The organism is Bifidobacterium sp. CP2 (genome assembly GCF_018555635.1).
Taxonomy (GTDB): Bacteria; Actinomycetota; Actinomycetes; order Actinomycetales; family Bifidobacteriaceae; genus Bifidobacterium; species Bifidobacterium saguinibicoloris.
The window spans coordinates 20,011-41,895 of record NZ_JAFEJX010000017.1; the positions used below are offsets into that span (position 1 = coordinate 20,011).

12 protein-coding genes are annotated in these 21,885 nt (G+C 67.0%); 11 read left to right on the plus strand and 1 reads right to left on the minus strand.

Annotation, left to right across the window (positions count from 1 at the left end; genetic code table 11):
* Positions 1 to 230: 230 nt before the first annotated feature.
* A complete protein-coding gene (locus JS531_RS10220; protein ID WP_219132083.1) occupies positions 231 to 2,084 on the minus strand; it encodes a threonine/serine exporter family protein in 1,854 nt (617 codons plus the stop codon).
* A gap of 558 nt (positions 2,085 to 2,642) precedes the next feature.
* On the opposite strand from JS531_RS10220, the gene JS531_RS10225 reads away from it, so the two are divergent.
* From JS531_RS10225 to JS531_RS10275, 11 genes are all read left to right on the plus strand, one after another.
* Positions 2,643 to 5,399 (plus strand): phosphoenolpyruvate carboxylase, encoded by a 2,757-nt coding sequence (locus tag JS531_RS10225; protein WP_214315692.1) that lies wholly within the window; start codon positions 2,643 to 2,645, stop codon positions 5,397 to 5,399.
* A gap of 686 nt (positions 5,400 to 6,085) precedes the next feature.
* Entirely contained in the window at positions 6,086 to 7,426 is a 1,341-nt protein-coding gene (locus JS531_RS10230) for an OFA family MFS transporter (protein ID WP_214315694.1), read from the plus strand.
* 273 nt (positions 7,427 to 7,699) lie between these two features.
* Positions 7,700 to 8,335, plus strand: coding sequence for an SGNH/GDSL hydrolase family protein (locus JS531_RS10235; RefSeq protein ID WP_214315696.1), 636 nt, complete (start codon positions 7,700 to 7,702; stop codon positions 8,333 to 8,335).
* A 210-nt stretch (positions 8,336 to 8,545) separates the two neighbouring features.
* Positions 8,546 to 11,182: a prolyl oligopeptidase family serine peptidase gene (locus JS531_RS10240; protein ID WP_214315698.1), complete on the plus strand. Its 2,637-nt coding sequence runs from the start codon at positions 8,546 to 8,548 to the stop codon at positions 11,180 to 11,182.
* Between the two features lie 143 nt (positions 11,183 to 11,325).
* Positions 11,326 to 12,417: an alpha/beta fold hydrolase gene (locus JS531_RS10245; protein ID WP_240542177.1), complete on the plus strand. Its 1,092-nt coding sequence runs from the start codon at positions 11,326 to 11,328 to the stop codon at positions 12,415 to 12,417.
* A 125-nt stretch (positions 12,418 to 12,542) separates the two neighbouring features.
* A complete protein-coding gene (locus tag JS531_RS10250) occupies positions 12,543 to 14,240 on the plus strand; it encodes a VWA domain-containing protein (RefSeq protein ID WP_214315700.1) in 1,698 nt (565 codons plus the stop codon).
* The gene (locus JS531_RS10255) at positions 14,240 to 14,902 is read left to right on the plus strand and encodes a 5-bromo-4-chloroindolyl phosphate hydrolysis family protein (protein WP_214315702.1); all 663 of its coding nucleotides are present in this window, start codon (positions 14,240 to 14,242) and stop codon (positions 14,900 to 14,902) included. Before JS531_RS10250 ends, JS531_RS10255 begins: the two co-directional genes overlap by 1 nt.
* Positions 14,899 to 16,008 carry a substrate-binding domain-containing protein gene (locus tag JS531_RS11170; RefSeq protein ID WP_214315704.1) on the plus strand — a complete coding sequence of 370 codons (1,110 nt, stop codon included), beginning with the start codon at positions 14,899 to 14,901 and terminating at the stop codon, positions 16,006 to 16,008. The genes JS531_RS10255 and JS531_RS11170 overlap by 4 nt, the downstream gene beginning before the upstream one ends.
* A gap of 158 nt (positions 16,009 to 16,166) precedes the next feature.
* On the plus strand, positions 16,167 to 17,339 hold the full coding sequence (locus tag JS531_RS10265) for a toxic anion resistance protein (RefSeq protein ID WP_240542178.1): 1,173 nt from the start codon (positions 16,167 to 16,169) through the stop codon (positions 17,337 to 17,339).
* 347 nt (positions 17,340 to 17,686) lie between these two features.
* On the plus strand, positions 17,687 to 19,153 hold the full coding sequence (locus JS531_RS10270) for an alpha/beta hydrolase-fold protein (protein ID WP_240542179.1): 1,467 nt from the start codon (positions 17,687 to 17,689) through the stop codon (positions 19,151 to 19,153).
* Positions 19,154 to 19,185: 32 nt separating this feature from the next.
* The gene (locus JS531_RS10275) at positions 19,186 to 21,813 is read left to right on the plus strand and encodes a DUF2156 domain-containing protein (RefSeq protein ID WP_214315714.1); all 2,628 of its coding nucleotides are present in this window, start codon (positions 19,186 to 19,188) and stop codon (positions 21,811 to 21,813) included.
* The last annotated feature ends 72 nt before the right edge of the window (positions 21,814 to 21,885 follow it).

Here is a 21,885-nt window from a genome sequence, read left to right on the forward strand (position 1 = left end):
GCTCTCTGGGAATTCCAGTACTGTCGCCGACCTTCCCCGAAAGTGCGGACAATCCCACGACGGCGTCTCGCATGCTGAGCGGGAGGCCGCGGAAAAGGCCATGAACAGGGTCATGAACAGGGCCATTGAACCGCACCCCGATTGTCGGAGAGGGCCGGTTACCGTCGGGAGGCTGGTTGCCGTCGGGAGGCCGGGCGGCTCGAACGAATCAGATGCAGATTAGATGCAGATCAGATGTCGTACCGCCACGACTTGTCGGTGATGACGCGCGCCATCGCCAGGCCGATCGGCAGGCAGATGATGACCATGAACGCGCGGAACGCCCAGTCGAGCGCGGTCAGGGTGTCGAACGAACCGAGGTGGAACATGGCCTGGTACATGTACAGGCCGGGCACCATGATCACGATCGACGGCACGGTGAGGCAGATGCGTGGGTAGCCGAAGTGGGGCGCGAGCCAGCCCTTGCGCACGGACGAACGCCATGCGGTGGCGAGCAGGCCCGCGAGTAGCGCACCGATGAACGCACCGGCCTCCGCGGGCACGCCGCGGTCGACGATCTCGAGACGCAGTGTATCGGTGATGGCGCCGATGGTTGCGGCGACGAGGCACATGCGCTGCGGCGAGTTGAACATGATGGAGAATCCCCAGACCCCGAGGAACGCGAACACGAAGCGCAGCGCGCCGTTCACCCACACGTTGAGGCCGAGCGGCTCGAAGCCGGTGGGGTTGAGGTGCACGATCGAGGCGACCATCCACCCTGCGAGCGTGGCCATGAGCACGATGCAGAAGAAGTAGGTGAGGCGTTGGATGCCGGAGGGGAAGTCGATCTTCGCCATGTCGAGGCCGCTGGTGATGAGCGGGAATCCGGGGATGACGAACAGCATCGCGCCGATGTACGCGGTGTCGTGCTGCAGGGCGATCGGGTCGAACAGGCCGATGAGGCGCAGCGTGCCGGTGCAGGCGAGCGCGGCGAGCGCGACGCACACGAACGTGACGAAGAACTGGTTGAGATGGTGCTTGAACAGGCGGCGGCGCAGCCAGTGGCCGAGTCCGGCGCCGACGAACGCGCCGACCATGTCGTAGGGGCCGCCGCCGAGCAGGAACACGAAGGATGCGCAGGCGATGGCGGAGGCGAGTCCGGCGAAGGCGGGCGTGTACAGCGGTTTGCGGTGTTCGATCATGTCGAGCCGGTGGTGGGCCTGCCGCACGGTGATGCCCGTCGTCCGGCCGTCCGCCTTGCGTTCGCCGTCGAGGTGGTCGAAGTGTTCGGCGTATTCCTTGGGCGGCTTGCGATTGGCGAGTTTCGTCTTCGGCCGACGTGTCTTGCCCGCGGCCTCCGACTGTGAGGTTGCGCCGATGCCGACGCCGGTTTCGCCGGCGGTTCCGACCGGTTCCTCCCCGTGCTTCGCGGCCGCCTCGCGCTCCTGCGCCTGCTCGCGTTCGTCGGCGGCGCGTGCGGCGAGCGACTGGGTCATCGCGGCCTGCGACCAGTCGGTCTCGTGCACGTGCAGCTGGTGGGCGCGCGGGTCGCCCGGGTCGGTGGCGCGGCTCGCGGCCTCCAGCGCGTCGAGCACGGCGTCCTGGCCGGGCTCGACGCGGCCGTCCGCGGCGTCAGCGGCATCCGCGACGCCGATGCCTTCGACGCGCCCCTCCCTGCGCAGCTGCTTGGACAGGTCGGCGGACACCTGCGAGGCGTCCTTCGCGTCGAGGTGCTGCATGAGTCCCTGCGAGACCTCGGGCTGCACGTGGTACATGCTTTCCTCGCCGAGGTTGACGCTGAACCAGTCGGCGAAGTGTTCGAGCAGCCAGATGCGTTCGGTGTTGACGCCGGTGCTCGGCAGGTCGATGACCTCGGTGATGCGGTCCTTGCCGTCGGTGCATGCGGCTTCGATGTCGGTGAGGTTGACGTCGGCGCGCACGTGCACGCCGAGCGGGTAGGCGATGCGGTGCATCATCTCGCGCACGCGGAACGAGCCGGTGCCGGCGGACAGGTCGAGCAGTCCGACGCGTACGATGACGCTCGCCTTGGCGGCGATGCCCGCTTCGGCGATGGGCTTGTCCCAGTCGCGTTCGATGTCCTCCATGTCCAGCGGGATGGAGTGCGTGTGGTAGTGCGACACGGCGATGGCGCCGTGCTCCTTGTGGTCGTCCTGTCCGGTCTGCGCCGTGGTGCGATGTTCCGTCTGCTGCTGCATGTGATTCCCTGATCCGTTCGGATGCCGTGCGGGGGCGCGATGCGCGCATGCCCGCCCGTGTCTTGCGATTGCCGATGACTGCGAATGACGAGATTCCGAGGCCTCACGCTACCCCGCTCCCTTCCCCGCGCGACGCGCGCCCTTTCGGACGGTCCACGTTTCGGACACGCGACGGCCGCAATGCGGCCCTCCGACGCGTCGTCGGCGACGGCGCGAACCGCTCCGGACGCGACGGAACACGCCGGAATCGCACACCGAAAATGTCACGGTCCGCGTCCGGAAACCGGAATCCGTAACATTCGTTGCGATTGGGCGACGTTAGAATGCCGACTACAACCAAACGCCGTATACGGGCTGTGGGCTCGCAACGGACGGCCTCAACAACCGCGGAGGAGCCGTGGGCGACCGTCAGACCGAGCAACCTTAGGTACGGCAGAAGGAGGTCTGATGACAGATAACGATCAGCAGATCACGCCCGCCGACGCGACCATCGTGTCCACCGGCACCGGGACCAAAGGCCCCGAAGAGCGCCATCTCCCTGAATCGCTCGCCAACGACATGGATCTATGTCTGCGCATCCTGCGCGATGTCCTTGGCGAATTCGATCCCAAATTGCTCGCAACCTTCGATCAGGTGCGGCAGTACGCGGTCGAGGCCAGCGCCGAACACTTCGAAGGCGTGATGGTCGACCCCGATCCCGATCACGACGGGCTGAAGAAGGCCGTGGAGACCATCGACAAGATGAAGCTCCACGACGCCCAGCTGCTCGCCCGCGCATTCGCCACCTACTTCCACCTCGCCAACCTGTGCGAGGAGGACTACCGCGTCTCCGTGCTGCACGCGCGCGAGGCCAAGGTGACCGAGGACAGCGCCGTGGACCCGATCAACGAGCTCACCGTGGCCTACCACCAGCTCATCAACGAGATGGGTCCGGCCAAGGCCAAGGAGCTGCTCGACCGGCTCGAGTTCCACCCCGTGTTCACCGCGCACCCCACCGAGGCCCGCCGTAAGGCCGTCGAAGGCAAGATCCGCCGCATCTCCGAGCTGCTCACCGCGCACAAGACGCTCGGCGGCTCGGACAAGAAGGAGAACAGCCGTCGCCTCTACAACGAGATCGACGCCCTGTTCCGCACCTCGCCGATCGCGCTGAAGAAGCCGACGCCGGTGGAAGAGGCGGACACCATCCTCGACATCTTCGACAACACGCTGTTCCACACCATCCCGCAGGTCTACCGCCGCTTCGACGACTGGGTCCTGGGCGACAAGGCCGGACTCGTCGAGCCCGTCTGCCCCGCGTTCTTCCACCCGGGCAGCTGGATCGGCTCCGACCGCGACGGCAACCCGAACGTCACCGCCAAGGTGAGCCGTCAGGTGGCCCGCAAGTTCTCCGACCACGTCCTCGCCGCCCTCGAGGAGGCCACGCGCACCGTGGGCCGCAACCTCACCATGGAGGCGGAGACCACGCCGCCGAGCGCCGAGCTCAAGGTGCTGTGGAGCCACCAGAAGGAGATGAGCGAGCGTCTCACCGACAAGGCCGCCCTGATCTCCACCAAGGAGCTGCACCGCGCCGTCATGCTGGTGATCGCCGATCGCCTGCACTACACCATCGAGCGCGACGCCGACCTCATGTATCACTCCTGCGACGACTTCATCGCCGACCTCAAGACGGTCCAGCGGTCGCTGTCCGACGCGGGCGCCAAGCGCTCCGCCTACGGCCCGCTGCAGGACCTCATCTGGCAGGCCGAGACCTTCGGCTTCCACATGGTCGAGATGGAGTTCCGTCAGCATTCCGTGGTGCATTCCCGCGCCCTCGCGGACATCCGCGAGCACGGCCTGCACGGCGAACGCGGCGACCTGCAGCCGATGACCCAGGAGGTGCTCGACACCTTCCGTGCCCTCGGCTCCATCCAGAAGCGCAACGGCCTGAAGGCCGCCCGCCGCTACATCATCTCGTTCACGAAGAGCGCCCAGAACATCAAGGACGTCTACGAGCTGAACCGCCTCGCCTTCGCGCATCCGGAGGACGTGCCGACCATCGACGTGATCCCGCTGTTCGAACAGCTCGAGGATCTCCAGAACTCGGTGGACGTGCTCGAGGACATGATCAAGATCCCCGAAGTGCAGGCGCGTCTCAAGGCCACCGGCAACAAGCTCGAGGTCATGCTCGGCTACTCCGATTCCTCAAAGGACGCCGGCCCGACCTCCGCCACGCTGGCCCTGCACTCCGCGCAGGAGCGCATCGCCAAGTGGGCGAAGTCGCACGACATCGACCTGACCCTGTTCCATGGCCGCGGCGGCGCCGTCGGCCGTGGCGGCGGCCCCGCCAACCGCGCGGTGCTCGCCCAGCCGGTCGGCTCCGTCAAGTGCCGCTTCAAGCTCACCGAACAGGGCGAGGTCATCTTCGCCCGCTACGGCAACCCGGTGCTGGCCATCCGCCACGTCGAGTCCGTCGCGGCGGCGACCCTGCTCCAGTCCGCGCCGAGCGTCGAGAAGCGCAACACGGACATGACCGCCAAGTATGCGGAGATGGCGCACGAGCTCGACGAGGCGGCGCACAACCGCTTCCTCGACCTGCTGCACACGCCGGACTTCGCGCAGTGGTTCTCCACCGTGACGCCGCTCACCGAGATCGGTCTGCTGCCGATTGGCTCCCGTCCGGCCAAGCGTGGCCTGGGCGCGAAGTCGCTCGACGACCTGCGCACGATCCCGTGGATCTTCTCCTGGGCCCAGGCCCGCATCAACCTGGCCGCCTGGTACGGCCTCGGCACCGCATGCGAGAAGTTCGGCGATTTGGAGACCATGCGTCAGGCCTACGAGGAGTGGCCGCTGTTCTCCACGTTCATCGACAACATCGAGATGTCGCTCGCCAAGACCGACGAGCGCATCGCGAAGATGTACCTGGCGTTGGACGACCGCACCGATCTGCCGGAGAAGGTCATGCACGAGATGGAGCTCACCCGCAAGTGGGTGCTGGCCATCGTCGGCGACAAGTGGCCGCTCCAGCACCGTCACGTGCTCGGCCAGGCCATCCGCATCCGCTCCCCGTACGTGGACGCGCTGTCCGTCACCCAGGTGCTGGCGCTGCGTTCGCTGCGCAAGAAGGTGGATAAGGAGGAGCTCTCGAAGAGCCAGCAGGCGGAGTTCATCTATCTCATCCTCTGCACCGTTTCGGGCGTCGCCGCCGGCCTGCAGAACACGGGCTGATCGCACCCCTTCATTTCCGGTTCCGGAACGCCCGTTTCGGGCGCTCCGGAACCACCTTCACGAGGGCCTTCGCGGGTTTTCCGCGGAGGCCCTCCGTCGTCTCACGCCCGTATCCGTCGTTTCTTGTCCATCCTTGGCGTGCTGCCGACGCTACAGGACGTCCCAGCGTCGGCGCCGTGCCACAGCTGGCGCAACTCCGACGCCGGATGACCCGTAGGCGTCGCCTGAGTGCCGACTGTGGCACGCAGGCGACGCACATGGCACGAATCGGACGAATCGGACGAATCGGACGAATCGGCGATGGAGAAGAGGGCCGTATGCCATCCCGCAGGATGCCATGAAACGCGCCATGCCGTCCACCGGCCTCCGCCTCGACGTCCAGGCCATCCCGGAAAAGCCGTGTGAACAATCTCACACACTGCACCGCCGCCTCCCCGCATGCCACGTTGCGATTCCCGGATATAGTGCTCTTTGTCGGCGTCGACAGGGGACATTGACGCCGGCGAAGCGCACATCGGAGATGTTCGATTGTTTATCGGATATCCATGATGCGCGGCATACGCGTCCAAGGCCGCATGGCCGGGGTGCACGCCATCGCACAGGACCGTCGCATACGGAACGGCGCCCATCCATCCTCTGCCCATGCCGGCAGGCCATCGTATCCAGCTACGAAAGGAACCCCGGGCATGGCAAGACTCACCGCGAACCGCTGGAGCAGTGCGATCGCGCCCGCACTGCTCATCCACATCCCCATCGGCACCGTCTACTGCTGGAGCGTGTTCAAGCAGCTCATTGCCGACCAGATGCACGCCGATTCCGCCTCCGTGGAATGGGCGTTCTCGCTCGCCATCTTCTTCCTCGGCATGTCCGCCGCGTTCGCCGGACCGATGGTGGAGAAGGACATCCGCAAGTCAGCGTTCGTCTCCATGATCTGCTTCGTCGTCGGCTTCGCCGGCACCGGTGTGAGCATCGCCCTGGGCTTCCTGCCGGGCGTGTTCATCTGCTACGGCGCAATCATGGGCGTGGGATTGGGCGTCGGCTATCTGACGCCAGTCAAGAACCTCATGCTCTGGTTCGCGGACAACAAGGGCCTTGCCACCGGCATCGCGGTGGCCGGGTTCGGCCTCGCCAAGGCGATCGGCAGTCCGCTCATGGAATGGCTGATCGGCACGGCCGGTCTCGTGAACATGTTCTACACGCTCGCCGCGGTCTACGCGGTGATGATGTTCGCCGGCTTCCTGCTCATCCGCCGACCGGCCGGATGGGCCTACGATCCCGCCACCTCGCATGTCAGCCGCGCCTCGATCCTCAGGAAGCCCGTGTTCTGGGGCATCTGGATTGCCTTCTACCTCAACATCACCTGCGGTCTGGCGCTCATCAGCCAGGAGAAAGACATCCTGCACGACGTGCTGGCCGCGCTGCCGCGGTACGCCTCGCTGAGCCCGAGCGCGTTCGCCGCCGCCTCCGCGGGCGTCATCGGCCTGGTGCTCGCCGTCGATTCGGTGTTCAACACGGCCGGCCGCATGGGCTTCTCCACGCTTTCCGACCATCTCAAACACCGTGAGACCGTGTATCAGGTGATCTTCGTCATGTCGATCGCCGTCTGCCTGCTGCAGATCGCCCTGAACAGCATTGACAACGCGCTGCTCTGGGCCGTGCTCGCCATGCTGTTCCTCGTCAACGCGGGCTACGGCGGCGGCTTCTCCACGCTGCCGGTGCTGCTCGACCAGCATTTCGGCACGAAGACCGTGTCCACCACGCACGGGCTCACGCTGAGCGCATGGGCGTTCGCCGGACTGTCCGGCAACCAGCTGGCCTCGTTCGTGGTCACGCACGCGCCCTACCAGGCACACCGCTACGCCGCGCTCATCCCGGTGCTCACCATACTGTTCGCGGTGGCGCTGGTCAGCGTCACGCTGGTCAAGGCCGCCGGTAAGCGTGCCGCGGTGCGCGACGGCGCCCCTGCCACGACGCCCGCACCGGCGTCGGCCCGTCCGTCCCATCAGACCGTCGGCAAGGCGGCCTGAACAGCGGGCCGCATGACGGCATCGCCGTAACGGCGCCCGCGCGATTCACGCGCGTGAACGGCTGTGTCCCGATCGTCGGACCGGAATCATCCGGATTCGACGGTCGGGGCGCGGCCCATGCTCCGCAAGCCGGACCGCCCGCCGACGGCGACGGGCGGAAGCCCCGGCATCGGACCATCCGGCGACGAACCGACAACACACGGCAACCGACGCCATCGCCGGCGCATCCCGCCTATCCTAGGCCTCACGACAACCGACGGAAGGGGAGACGCCATGATCAACGTCCTATGCTTCGGCGATTCCAACACGAACGGCACGAATCCCGCGGGCGGACGCCACCCGTACGATGTGCGGTGGCCCGGCCGGCTGCAGCGGACGCTCGGTGACGGATGGCACGTCATCGAAGAGGGGATGGGTGGACGCACCACCGTATTCGACAATCCGATCGAACCGCATCGCAGCGGCATCGAGGCGCTGCCCGTCGCACTCGTCACGCATCGTCCGCTCGACTACATGATCATCGCGCTCGGCACCAACGACATGAAGGCGATGTTCCACGCCGACGAGCGGGTCATCGCGTCCGGGCTCGAGATGCTCGTGCGCGAAGTGGAGATCACCGACAACCGCGGTCAGTCGGCTCCGCGCATCGTCGTCGTGTCGCCGATTTATCTGCTGCCTGGCATCTCGACGAGCGGATTCGTCGGGTTCGAGGAGGACGCGGTCGCCGTCTCGCACCGATTGGCCGGTGAATACCGCAAGGTCGCCGAACGGCACGGCTGCCTGTTCCTCGACGCCGCGCAGGTTGCCGAGGCGAGCGAACTCGACAAGCTGCACATGGACGCCGCCAACCACGCCAAGCTCGCGGACGCGATGGCCGAGTTGCTCGTCAGCGACCGGGCCGCCCGCTGACGGGCCGCCTCGCGGCATGACGGCTCCTGTCCAGTCACCATCTCGATTGCGCGACGGCGTACATCCTCGGTATGCGCCGGCGCTCCTCTTAATCAGAGTGCCAACAATCCGCCGCGCGCCGGACCGTTTCGCGGGGGAGGTCGTTTCGCGGGGGAGGTCGTTTCGCGGGGGAGACCGGTTCGCGAGGCGAATCGGAGTACCGTGAGACATATGAATAATGCACTCGATGATTTCCCCCGGGCCAAGGCCCGCACCCTGCGGTTCACGTGCGGTTCTCCGCGCTCCGCGCACGTCATGGCCGATGGCTCCCAAGCCCTGTTCCTGCGCTCCGACGGTCCCGAGGACCTGGTGACCGCCCTATGGCTCAGCTGGTTCGACGCGTACGGCGACCATCATGAAACCAAGCTGGCCGATCCGCGCGACCTGCTCGGCGCGCACGCGGACGGCGAGGACGTGCCCGCCGAGGAGCGCGCCCGCCGCGAGCGTGCACGCGAGGGCGGCACGGGCATCGTGTCGTATTCGGTGTGCGCGGACGCGGATCGTGTGGTCTTCACCATCAACGGACGTCTGTTCCTCACCGAGATCCTGTGGGACTCCGACGACCTGAACGGGACCGATTCGGATGACCTGGACGACGAGGCGTTCAGGAACATCAACGCCCCCCGCCTGCCCGAAGGCGAGCCGACCGTCCGCACGCGCGAGCTCGCCGGCGCATGGCTCGACGAGGACCCCGCCCTGTATACGCCGGTGCTGAATCCGCGCATCAGCCCGGATGGCGAGCATGTGCTGTACACCACCGGCGAGCATCTCATGCTCGTCGACATTGGCGATTGGCCGGGCGACGCCCCCGACGACACCGACGCCCTCGCCGCCACCGCCGACACAGACATCCTCGCCGACCCCGACGCCCCGTTCGACGACCGCGTCACCGCCATCTACGGCGTCTCCGTCGAGGACGAGGACGGCAATCCCGCCGAGAACACGTGGCGTGTCGGCCTGGCCGAGTTCGTCGCCGGTGAGGAGATGGACCGCTACGACGGCTTCTGGTGGTCGCCCGATTCCCGTCAGGTGCTGTTCGAGTCCTTCGATACCGCCGACGAGCCGGTCTGGCACATCAGCGATCCGGCCGACCCGGAGCGTCCGGCCGCGCCGCGCCGCTACCCGCGTGCGCTCACCCGCAACGCCGACGTGTATCTCACCCTGCTTTCGCTCGCGTTCGATGTGGACGGCCGCTACGCCGGCATCACCGCCACCAAGGACGTCGAGTGGGACCGCGAGTCGTATGAGTACGTCGCCGCCGTGAACTGGACGAAGGGCCATGATCCGCTCGTGCTCGTGCAGAACCGCCGTCAGACCCGCGACGAGGTGCTTTCGGTGAGGTCCGGCAAGCGCTGGTACGGCTATCCGCGCGTGCTGGAGCGGCACGAGAACGAGCAGTGGATCGACCTCGTGTCGGGTACGCCCGCGTTCACGCCCGACGGCCGTCTGGTGTGCGCGTCGAACGACATGGATGCGGATACGAACCGTCTCACCGTGGGCGGCCAGGCGTTCACGCCCGCCGGCTGGCAGGTGCGTCACGTGCTTGACGTGACCGACGACGACGTGCTCGCCGTCGTCCAGCGCACGCCCGAGACGGCCCCCGACGAGCCCGTCGAGTGGCGTCTGTCCGAAACCGCCGACGCGGACGAGTCCGTCGTCGGCGCGCACGACGCGCGCAGTTTCGACGTGGTGAGTTTCGGCTTCGACGGTTCGGTCACCCCGCTCACCGTGCGTCCCGGCGTCTGGACGGCCAGCCGTGCCGGCGAGGGCGTCGTCATCTCCGGCCGCGACATGCTTCATGCGAAGGCGACGATGACGCACTCCTACGCGCTGCCGTCCGATGCCGCCGAAACGCCGGCGGACATCGACGCCGCGGCCGGCACGGTCGACGAGGAGGTGTCGCGCGACGAGTCCGCGGTGGCGGTGGGGAACGACGACATGGAGCTCAGCATCCTCGCCGCGCCCGTCGCCAGCCACGCCGCCGAACCCGGGTTCGCACCGAACGTGACGTTCACGCGTCTCGGCGCGCATCGCCTGTACACGGCGATCGTCGCGCCTTCCGCCGACAGCCCGTACGCGCGTGCCGAGAAGCTGCCCGTCCTGATGAAACCGTACGGAGGTCCCGGCTTCCAGCAGGTCGTCGCCGCGCAGTCGTTCTACTGGGACGCGCAATGGTGGGCCGATCAGGGCTTCCTCGTCGTCACCGCGGACGGCCGCGGCACCACCGGCCGCGGACCGAAGTGGGATCGTGAGATCTTCGAGGACATGAAGGACGTGACTCTCGCCGACCAGGTCGAGGCCGTCCGCGCCCTGCCGGACGCGGTCGCCGCGCTCAACGCCTCCCGCGGCGGTTCCGCCGCGTCGTCGGCGCCGATCCCCGCTCCGGACCTCGACAAGGTGTGCATGATCGGATGGTCGTACGGCGGGTTCCTGTCCGCGCTCGCCGTCCTCGACGCGCCCGACGTGTTCAAGGCCGCGTGCGCCGGCGCCCCGCCCACCGACTGGACGCTGTACGACACCCACTACACCGAGCGCTATCTCGGCCTCGACCCGGCGGTGTACGAGCGCAACTCCATCGTGGCGGACGCGCCGAAGCTCACGCGACCGCTCATGCTGATCCACGGGTTCGCCGACGACAACGTGACCATCGCCCACAGCCTGCGCCTGTCCCAGGCGCTCATGGCCGCCGGGCGTCCGCACACGTTCCTGCCGCTCACCGGGATCACGCATATGACGAACGACGAGACGGTCGCGGAGAACCTGCTCATCCTGCAGCGCGACTTCCTGAAGGAGGCGCTCGCCGACTGACCGGGCCGGTTGATTGAGCCGGCCGGTCAGCCGGGTTGGCTGGCCGGCCGGCGCGCCGCGTGCGCGGCCCGTCCGTCGGAGCCGCGCACGCGGGCGTGAAGTGCCGGATGCGCGCGGCTCACCCCGTGTCCTAAGATGAACCCATGACGCAGCTGAACATGATCGACGAGAGCCGTTACGCCGAGACGATGGAGCGCACGGTGATCCCCGCGCTCGAAGCCTGCCGCGAGGAGGGCTGGTTCGATCCTTCGGAGGCGGAGCGCTCCGCCGGTCTCGCGCCCCTGTCCGGCACGATGGACACCGGCGGCCGCTCCGGCCAGCTGCATTACCTGTGCTACGACGCGAACAAGTTCGACGGCGAACGCGAGGAGGGCGCCACGGCCACGTTCCGCGGTGCCATCGTCATCAGCCATGGCTTCACCGAGTTCGCCGAGAAGTACGACGAACTCGTCTGGTACTTCCTCCTCGCCGGCTATTCCGTGTGCGTGATGGACCATCGCGGTCACGGCAAGTCCGCGCGCGACGTGGACAATCCGAGTCTCGTGTGGATAGACGACTGGCGTCGCTACGTGGCCGACCTCGCCGCGTTCGCCCAGACCGTGGGCCAGAATTACGCCAACGGGCAGCCGCTCAACCTGTTCTGCCATTCGATGGGCGGCGGCATCGGCGCGGCCGTGCTGGAACGGTATCCCACGCTGTTCGACAGGGCCGTGCTGTCCGCGCCGATGATCGCCCCGCAGACCGGCATGCCGATGTGGCTGACGCGCGCGCTCGTCGGCACGCTGTGCGCGTGCGGTCTGGGACGTCACCGCGTGTTCGGCCAGAAGGACTTCGACGGCGTGCTCGACCTGGGCCCCTACCAGCTGTCCAGCGAGCCTCGCGAACGGTGGTACCATCGGCTGCGTTGCGAGCATCCCGAATACCAGACGTACTGCGCGTCGTTCGAATGGGTGCGTCAGGCGATGCATATGAACCGCGCCGTGCTCAGCCCGGCCGCCTGCGCCGAGGTCGAGACGCCCATCCTGCTGTTCCAGTGCGGGCATGACATCTGGGTGCGCAACCAGCCGCAGACCGAGTTCGTGAACCGCGTGAAGGACGGCGGCGGGCATGCCGCCATCGTGCATCTCGCCGATTCCGAACACGAGGTGTTCTCCATGCCGAACGCGGTGTACGGGCCGTATCTGGAACGCATCCTCGCATTCTTCGGCGACCCGGTGCTCGCCGAAGTGGAGTAGACGGCGCGGCGGAAGGAGTGGAGGAAGCTGCGACTATGTAGTCGGGTGTAGTTTTTCACCCAGAGTTCACCTGCATGTCGCTTGGCGGTCCCGGCGGCGTAAGACCGGCGTTCGACAATGGAGACATGGGAACGCAATCCAGGATTCACCGTCGCATCGCCGCAGTCGCGGCACTCATCTGCGCCGCCGCGATGACGCTGGCCGGGTGCTCGACGGGCAACAACCAGAACGACCAGGCGGACGGCGCCTCCAACGCCAACACGCAACGGTTCACCCCCGTGAACGGCAAATCCTCCGGCGACATCACCATCGCCTCCGGATCCGAGAACAAGGAGGTGGCCACCGCCATCCAGCACGCCGTGGACGAATCCGGCGTGACCGTCACCATGAAGTACATGGGCTCGCTGGACATCATGAACGTGCTGGAATCCGGCGCCGACGGCTACGACGCCGTCTGGCCGGCCTCCTCCATGTGGATCTCCATGGGCGACACCAAGCATCTCGTCAAGGAGGCGAAGAGCACCTCCACCACGCCCATCGTGTTCGGCATCGCCAAATCCAAGGCCGAACAGCTCGGCTGGGCGGACTCGAGCGGCAAGACCAAGCCCGTCTCCACCGCCGACATCCTCGCCAAGGTCTCCTCCGGCGACCTCAAATTCTCCATGACCTCCGCCACGCAGTCGAACTCCGGAGCCTCCGCCTACCTGGCGTTCATGACCGCGCTGCGCGGCGGCGACGGCCCCCTGAGTGACGCGGACCTCGCCGACGACACGCTCAAGACCAACGTCACCACGCTCCTCAAGGGCGTGGACCGCTCCTCCGGCTCCTCCGACTGGCTCAAGGACATGGTCGTCAAGAACCCCGACCGGTTCGACTCCATGGTCAACTACGAATCGCTCGTCATCCAGGCGGACAAGACCCTCACCAAGCAGGGCCACGACCCGCTCGTCGCCGTCTACCCGTCCGACGGCATCGCCGTCTCCGACTCCCCGCTCGGCTACGTGGACCGCGGCCAGAAGCAGGACGTGAAGCAGGCGTACAGCAGCTTCGCCAATGCCCTCCAATCGAAGGAATCCAAGCTCGAATTCGAACGCGCCGGCCGCCGCACCGGGCTCGGCGGCGCGCTCGCCTACGCTTCCGACGCCAAGGTCAAGGAATCGTTCCGCTCCGAATGGGGCATCGACACCGACCCGAGCATGCTCAAGACCATCACCATGCCGGCAGCCAAGACCATCACCAAGGCGCTCGACATCTACCAGACCTCGCTGCGCAAGCCCAGCTGGACCGTCTGGGTGGTCGACTACTCCGGCTCCATGTCCGGCGACGGCAAGGACGGCGTGGTCCAGGGTCTCAACGCCGCGCTCGATGTGGACCAGGCCCGCAAGGCGCGCATCCAGCCCGGCGACGGCGACGTCAACATCCTCATCCCATTCGAAAGCGAACCGCACGACCCCATCCGCGCCGACGGCACCAGCACCGGCAGCCTGCTCCACACCGCGCAGGCCACGGCCGCAAGCGGCGGCACCGACATCTACCAGGGGCTCGAAGCCGCGTTCAAGCAGCTGCCCACCGGCAGCAAGGCGCGCGAATACACCGTCGCCATCGTGCTCATGACCGACGGCCGCTCCGAAGTGGACGAGCGCGAAGCCAGCTTCCGCGAATACAAGGATGAGAAGCTCGACGTGCCGATCTTCCCGATCATGTTCGGCGACGCCGACCCCAGCCAGCTCAACCAGATCGCGAAACTCTCCAACGCGAAGGTCTTCGACGGCCGCTCCGGCGACCTCGCGGCCGTGTTCCGCACCGTCAAGGGATTCAACTGATGCTCCAGATCGTCTGCGGCGTCATCGCCGGCCTCATCCTCGCCGCCCTCGGATTCGGCATCGCGGGCGGCGGCATCCTCGGGCTCGTCGTCGCCCTGCTGCTCGCCGCCCTCGGCTACGTGGCCGGCTCCACCCTCACCGAACCGGAACGGCGCATCGGACACATGCTCGCCTCCGCCCTGCCCAACGGGCAGAAGGCGGCCGAAACCATCGACCAGACCAACGCGCGGCTCGCCTCCATCGCACGCCTCGCCGCACAGGTGCGCGACCCGCAGGTCAAAGCCGAAGCGAACGACTTCATCGCCGCCACACGCTCGCTCGTCGCCTACGTGACCAAAGACACCTCCGCCTACGCCACGCTGCGCCACTACACCACCGTCTACGGCGAACAGACTGAACAGCTGCTGCACGCCTACGTCGACGTCGAATCGTCCGGCGCGCGCGACCAGGCCGCCAAGGCGCGCGTCGAAACCATCGAGGCGCTGCAGGTGCTCGAACGCACCGCCGCAGGTGAACTCAGCCGCGCCGTCAGCGCCAAGACGCTCGGCATCGCCGCCGACTCCGACGCCATCCAACGGCTGGCGCGCATGGACGGCTACGACGTCGCGTCGCAGCCGGCGCAACCTGCACAATCCACGTCCGAACAAGAGAGGAAGCAATGACACTGTCGAAATCGAAGATCATCGGACTGGTGGCGTTGCTCGCCGTCGTCGCCATCATCGGCGGCACCCTCGTCTGGCGGCAGGCGCAACCCAAACCCGCCGCACCCGTCCAACTCACCCAGGTCAACGGATACCTCGGCGGCGAGAAGATCGGGCTGTTCGACGACCAGAAGTTCAAGGACGCCGCCGCCGAACAAGGCCTCGAAGTCAACTACCGCAAGGCCGGCAGCCTCAACATGATGACCTCGGACTCCAAAGGCATGGACTACCTGTTCCCCTCCTCGCGCGCGGCCGTCGAATACGGCTCGGCGCAAGGCGTCAAAGCCACCCAGAGCGACATCGTCTTCAACTCGCCCATCGTGCTCTACACGCACAAGGCCGTGGCCGAAGGCCTCGTCTCCGGCGGCATCATGAGCAAAAGCGCGGACGGCGTCTACAGCATCGACATGGCCAAGGCCGTCGACGCCATGCTCGCCGACAAAACGTGGGCCGACCTCGGCTACACCGCCGGCTACGGACAGTTCCGCATCGACTCCACCGACCCCGTCCAATCCAACTCCGGCAACGAATACGCGGCCCTCATCGCCACCGTGCTGAACGGCGGCCAGCCCGCCACCACCGACTCGCTCGACCGCGACGGCGACAAGATCGCCAGCATCTTCGCCAAATCCGGATGGATGGAGACCAGCTCCGAAGACTCGTTCAACCAGTTCCTCACGTTGGGCGTCGGATCCAAACCCATGATGGTCGGCTACGAATCCCAGATCCTCGACCTCGCCGTCAACCAACCCGACGCCTACAAGCAGATCAAAGACGACGTCGTCATCGTCTACCCCACGCCCACCGTCTGGAGCACCCACACGCTCATGGCCTTGGACAAGAAAGGCGAGAAGCTCCTCACCCTGCTCAAATCCAACAAGGTGCAGAAACTCGCCTGGGAACGCCACGGCTTCCGCTCCGCCAACTTCATGGGCACCGACTCCATCAAACGGTTCAAGGTGAACGGCACGCTCGACCAGATCACCGCCGTCTCCGAACTGCCGCGGAACAACGCCATGCAGCAGCTCATCGAAATACTCAAAGGAGTGACGCCGCAGCCGCAGTGACGCTGCCCCCGGGGCGGGAAGCCCCGACCGTCGGCCCATAATCGGCCGACAGACACGGACACCACCAGACGCACCGCAACAGACGCATCACAACCAGACGCATCGCAACCAGACGCATCACGTCATCGCAACGCCATCGCAACGAAAGGAACACAGCCATGGCACAACTCTCACTCGCCGACCTCACCAAAGGCAACACCGTCACCAACCCGGCACTCGCCGGACTCGACGGCGCCGGCGACAACGCGCTCGTCCCCACCGCCGCGCAGGCGCAGGCCGACACCGCGCTCAACGCCGACCAGCAGATCGCCAAACTCCCGCCCGCCGACCAGCAGGCCATCGTCCAAATGGCCGGACAGATCGACTTCACGCGCGACGGCATCGAATCCACCTACGGCAAGGACGCGCAACGCGCCACCAGCACCTTCGCCGACGAAATCCTCTCCGAAACCCGCTCCAAGGACACCGGCGAGGCCGGCGAACTGCTCAACACCATGCTCGTCACCATCGACGAGGCCGAACTCGGCGGATTCCGCAAGATCCCGATCCTCGGCCAAGTGGCCGTCAGCATCGACAAGCTGCGCCGCCGCTACCAGAAGGTCGACTCGCAGATCGACGAGATCATCACCAAGCTCGAAGCCGCGCAGGCCAGGCTCGTCGCCGACATCTCCATGTACAACACCATGTACGAGCAGAACGCGCAGCAGTACCGCGAACTCAAGATGACCGTGCTCGCCGGCAAGAAGGCGCTCGCCGACTTCCGCGCCAACCAGCTGCCCGGACTCGAGGCCGAAGCGGCCAAAAGCGGCGACGCCATGCAGGCGCAGATCCTCAAGGACTTCAAGTCCAAGCTCGACCGCTTCGAAAAGCGCCTCGACGACCTCGACCGCATCTCCGTGGTGACCCTGCAGACCGCGCCGCAGATCAAGATCATCCAGAACGCCGACCAGACCATCGTCGACAAGATCGACACCACCATCTCCACCACCATCCCCGTGTGGAAGTCGCAGATGGTGATCGCGCTGGGCCTGTCCAACCAGCGCAAGGCCCTCGACCTCCAGCACAAGGCCGACGACGTGACCAACAAGCTCCTGCAGAAGAACGCGGCCGCCCTCCACAAGGGCGCCGTCGACGCGGAGAAGGCCAACCAGCGGTCCGTGGTGGACATCGAGACGCTGGAGAAGATCAACTCCGAGCTCATCGCCACGCTGAAGGAGACCGTGCAGATCCAGCGCGAAGGCAAGGCCAACCGCGCCGCCGCGCAGGTGAAGATGCGTCAGCTCGAATCCGATCTCAAGGCCGCGCTCATCGAGAACGCCCAGACTATGTGAGGTTGGGCCGGTTCGGCCGGGTCGGCTGGGTTGGCTGGGTTGGCTTCGCGGAGCCATGGGCCGGGCCTCGCGAAGCGGGCGGATCATGGGGCACCGGGTTGTCCCCGCCGAGGCTTCCGATAATGCTGAAGACATCATGAGAACTCGCCATGAGATCCATGGGATTCCTCCGACTTTTGTGAATCGCGCGTTAGGCTTGCGTGCGCATTGCGAAGTATGTCATGGGGATGATCGGGATGGGTTCTGCTTCGGTCTCAGCATTGGGCACGACGTTGGGCGCACCATTGGGCGCAACGCCGGTCTCAACGTCGGGCGCAACATCGGACACGGCGTCATCGGCATGGCTGCTGCAGGTGTCGTTGGTGCACGGCGTATTGCCATGGACCGTGTTCGCGGTCACCGCATGCGCCGCAGTCGCACTCGTCATATCACTCGTCATCGCGCTCTTTCGCTCGGCGCCCGGCAAGTTCGTTGATTCCGCCGATTCCCCCGCACCCTGCACCCCCGCATCCCGCGCCGCCGCATTCCGCCCCGTGCGCTCCGTGCTCGCCGTCCCCGCCGCCGCACTCGCCGCCGGCCTCGTCGGTCTTCTCCTCGCTTGGTTCCTTTCCGACGGCATCATGGTGTTCGGTGTTTCGCTCGGCTGGCCGGTCATCATCGCCGCAGCCTGCGGGTTCGCAGGCCTCGGCGCGCTCACGGCCGTGATCGTCGTCGCGAACCGCCGCCGCGCGCCCCGCGCCGTCGCCCGCCGCGTCACCCGTGCGATCGCCGTCGTCCTCATCCCCCTCACGCTGCTCGCCACCGGTCTCAGCATCGACGCGACCTTCGGCGAATACCAGACCGTCGGCAGCCTCGTCGGGTACACGCCCTACGCGTCGCTTGAGTCGGTGACGGTCCACCATGCGTCGATGACGGTCGCGCAGTGGCGTGCCGCCGCCGCGCGCCACGACGCGCCGGACCATCCCGCGCACGGCCGCATACTGACCGTGACCATCCCGAACACGAAATCCCATTTCCAGGCGCGCAAGGCGATGGTGTATCTGCCGCCGGCCGCGCTCGCGAAGACGCCGCCGCGTCTGCCGGTCATGGAACTGCTCGCCGGACAGCCGGGCAGTCCGGGGCGTCTGATTGTGGCGGGGGACATCGCGGGCATGATGAACGCGTACGCCGCCACGCATGACGGTCTCGCGCCGGTCGTCGTCGTGCCGGACCAGAACGGCGCTGACACGCACAACAGCCTGTGCGCCGACACCAGCCAAGGCGATGCCGAAACGTATCTGACGCGCGACGTCGTCGCGTGGGCGAAACGTACGCTGCCCGTCGCGACCGCCCCGCGCATGTGGGCGATCGGCGGATTCTCGCAGGGCGGCACCTGCACGACGCAGCTTGCGCCGCGCCATCCGGACCTGTACGGCGCGATGCTGCCCGTCGACGGCGAACTGAAGCCGACCAACGGTTCCGTGGCCGAGATGACGAGGAACTACTTCCGTGGCCGTCGTGCCGACTACGACGCGCAGGTGCCGGTCAACGCGCTCGCCGCGCTCGATCCCGACGATGCGGGCGGGCTCGCTTTGTTCGCCGGCGCGGGGGAGCGCGACACCGATTCCGTACGCAACATGCGTACGATCGCCGCGGCTGCGCGTAAGGCCGGCGTGAGCGAGGTGACGGAGATCGTCGTCCCCGGCACCGGGCATGACTGGCATGCCGTGCAGGCTGTGTGGCGTCCCGGCGTCGACTGGTTCGGCGCGCGTACCGGGCTTGGCGCGATGACGAAGAACGTCGGGGACTATCCGCAAGTGGAGGTTCAGGAATGAGCGGAGACGCAGGAATGAGTGAAGACGCGGGAATGGACGGAAAGGCGGCGCAGCGCCCCCAGCCCCAACAGCCCGGCCGGGCGTGGTATGCGCTCGCCGGGGACGCACGGCGGTGGGTGGACGCCCATCGGTTCGCGGTCGGTGCGACTCTGGCGTTCGTAGCGGTGAATCTCGTCGCGTGGATCGCGGCGGCGGTCGTCGGATTCGATTTCCCACTGCGTCTGCATACCAGCATGGCCGAGTTCAGTCTCGGCAAGCTTCTGTGCTCGCTGTTCCTCGCGCGCGGCGTCGTCCAGCTCGTCATCGATGCGTTGCTGTGGCTCGTCATGCTGTCCATCGCCGAACGTTGGCTGGGGCGCGGCCGTACCGTCGCGGTCGCGGTCGGCTGCGCGCTCGGCGGTGTGATCGTCGGGCTGACGCTGTGCGCCGGGACCGGCATGCTGCTGCATGACACGCGCATCGTCGAACGCATCCTGTTCGTGTTGAGCCCGCTCACCCTGCCGGTGGGCGCGCTGATGGCCGCCAGCGCGTACTGCACGCATCTGTGGCGGCAGCGCATCCGGCTCGTCGGCTATGCGGCGATCCTGGTCACGTTGCTGTACAGCGGCAATCCCGGCGGCTACTGCATTCTCGCCGCGGCGGTCGTCGGACATGTCGCGGGCGTGGCGATGCGTCAGCACGAACGCCGTGTCGGCGTTCTCGACGCGACGCCCGCCGCGGCCGATGCCGTCGCCGCCGAAACCCGTTGGCATTGGCTGCGTGGCACCTCATACGAGATCCGTCGCCTGTACGCCGCAATCGCCGTCGTGCTTGCACTCGGCCCGGTGATCGCCATCACCGCGCACACGCATGCCGGACCGTTGAGCACGTTGGGGCTCATCATGAGTCCGGCCGCCGCCGATGACGGCACGCTCGCCCGCTGCGTCGCCGGTGCCACGCGCGCCGACTGCTTCCTCCAGTTCGACCTGCTGCGTACGTCGATGCCCGGCGCGGTGCTGCGCTCGCTGCTGCCCACCGCCGTCACGCTCGTGCTCGCGTGGGGCCTGTACCGCGGCCGCCGGTTCGCCGCGATCGCCTCCGTCGCCGTCAATCTCGTCACGGCGGGCGTCGCCGTCGCCTACTATCTCGTCGTCCCGCTGCGGTTCGCGCCGAACGGCGTCTATTCGCTCGTCGACCATGGCGCGCTCGCCGCGTGCGTCGCGAACGCGCTGCCGCCGTTCGCGTTCGCCGTGGCGCTGCTCGTGGGCCTGCGTCGGTTCCCGGTGCGTGTCGGGTGGCGGCGGTTGGCCGGAGGCGTCGCGACGTGCGTGCTTGCGCTGCTTGCGTGCGTGGCCGTGTACCTGTTGTACGGTCTGGCGATGCCCGGCGAGTTCGCGCCGCGCGCCACGGCCGCGGCGCTGCTCGCCGAGTTGCCGGGACGGTTCCTGCCGATCGGTTTCCTCAGTCACGTGCGGCTTGCGTTCGTGCCGGTCACGCCGTTTGCGTCGATGGTGTACCAGGGTGTGGGACTCGTGTTCTGGATCGTCGTGCTGGTGGTCGTCGTGCGTTGGATGGGCGACGTGACGGCGGTCGACGAGCGTGCGCGCGCCCGTGCGGAACGGCTTGTCGAAGCCGGCGGCGAATCGATGAGTTTCATGACCACGTGGGAGGGCAACGAGTATTGGATGTCCGATTCCAAGCGGTCCGCCGTCGCGTATCGCGTGTGGGGCGGCGTGGCGCTCACCTGCACCGGTCCGTTCGGTGACCCGTCCGAGTGGGATGACGATCTGGTCGCGTTTTCGCGGTATTGCGCGTCGCGGTCGTTGACGCCCGCGTTCTATGCGGTGCATCGGGAGCAACGCGACCGGCTGCTCGCGATGGGTTGGCAGTCGATCGAAGTGGGTGGCGAGATGGTCGTCGACCCGCGGCAGTGGAAGACCACCGGCAAGAAATGGCAGGATATCCGCACCGCCATCAACAAGGCGAAACGGCAGGGCGTCGTGGACGTGTGCTCCACGTTCCTCGACGCGCCGCTCGACGTGCGCGAGCAGATAGAGGACATCTCCGAGGAGTGGGCGCAGGGCAAGGCGCTGCCGGAGATGAAGTTCACGCTGGGCGGCGTCGAGGAGCTGCGCGACCCGCGTGTGCGCCTGTTGTACGCGGTGGATGCGGACGGCCGCGTGCTCGGCGTGACCAGCTGGCTGCCCACGTGGCGTGACGGGCGGATTGTCGGATGGACGCTCGACTTCATGCGTCATCGTCCGGACAGTCCGAACGGCGTGATGGAGTTCCTGATTGCGCGCATGGCGGAACGGTTGCGCGACGAGGGGGAGGCCGCGCCGGAGCAGGCGGTCGAGTTCATGAGCCTGTCCGCCGCGCCGCTGGCGGGGATGAACCCGGAGCGCGACAACACGCTGCCAGGCGCCGACGGGCGTATGGACGAGGGCGTGGAGGTGCTGCAGCATGCGCTTCAGCTCGTGGCCGACTGGATGGAGCCGGCGTACGGCTTCCATTCGCTGTTCAACTTCAAACGCAAGTTCCAGCCGAGCGAGGAACCGGTGTACGTGTGTTATCCGGACGCGGCGAAACTCGCGCAGATCGGGCTGGCCGTCACACATGCCTATGTGCCGTCCGTCACGCCCGGCGAGATAGCCGGCATGCTCGGTGCGTTGCACAAGTAGGCTTGGGGACATGACCGATACGAACGAGAACGAAAACAACGCGGCCGAGGCCGCCCCAGCCCACGCCCCAGC

What these genes read in the sequence shown, in the direction of transcription:
- JS531_RS10235 (WP_214315696.1), top strand. Translation starts at nt 7,700, where the DNA reads ATGATCAACGTCCTATGCTTCGGCGATTCCAACACGAACGGCACGAAT.
- JS531_RS10220 (WP_219132083.1), bottom strand. Translation starts at nt 2,084, where the DNA reads ATGGAGGACATCGAACGCGACTGGGACAAGCCCATCGCCGAAGCGGGC.
- JS531_RS10250 (WP_214315700.1), top strand. Translation starts at nt 12,543, where the DNA reads ATGGGAACGCAATCCAGGATTCACCGTCGCATCGCCGCAGTCGCGGCA.
- JS531_RS10255 (WP_214315702.1), top strand. Translation starts at nt 14,240, where the DNA reads ATGCTCCAGATCGTCTGCGGCGTCATCGCCGGCCTCATCCTCGCCGCC.
- JS531_RS11170 (WP_214315704.1), top strand. Translation starts at nt 14,899, where the DNA reads ATGACACTGTCGAAATCGAAGATCATCGGACTGGTGGCGTTGCTCGCC.
- JS531_RS10245 (WP_240542177.1), top strand. Translation starts at nt 11,326, where the DNA reads ATGACGCAGCTGAACATGATCGACGAGAGCCGTTACGCCGAGACGATG.
- JS531_RS10265 (WP_240542178.1), top strand. Translation starts at nt 16,167, where the DNA reads ATGGCACAACTCTCACTCGCCGACCTCACCAAAGGCAACACCGTCACC.
- JS531_RS10230 (WP_214315694.1), top strand. Translation starts at nt 6,086, where the DNA reads ATGGCAAGACTCACCGCGAACCGCTGGAGCAGTGCGATCGCGCCCGCA.
- JS531_RS10225 (WP_214315692.1), top strand. Translation starts at nt 2,643, where the DNA reads ATGACAGATAACGATCAGCAGATCACGCCCGCCGACGCGACCATCGTG.
- JS531_RS10275 (WP_214315714.1), top strand. Translation starts at nt 19,186, where the DNA reads ATGGACGGAAAGGCGGCGCAGCGCCCCCAGCCCCAACAGCCCGGCCGG.
- JS531_RS10240 (WP_214315698.1), top strand. Translation starts at nt 8,546, where the DNA reads ATGAATAATGCACTCGATGATTTCCCCCGGGCCAAGGCCCGCACCCTG.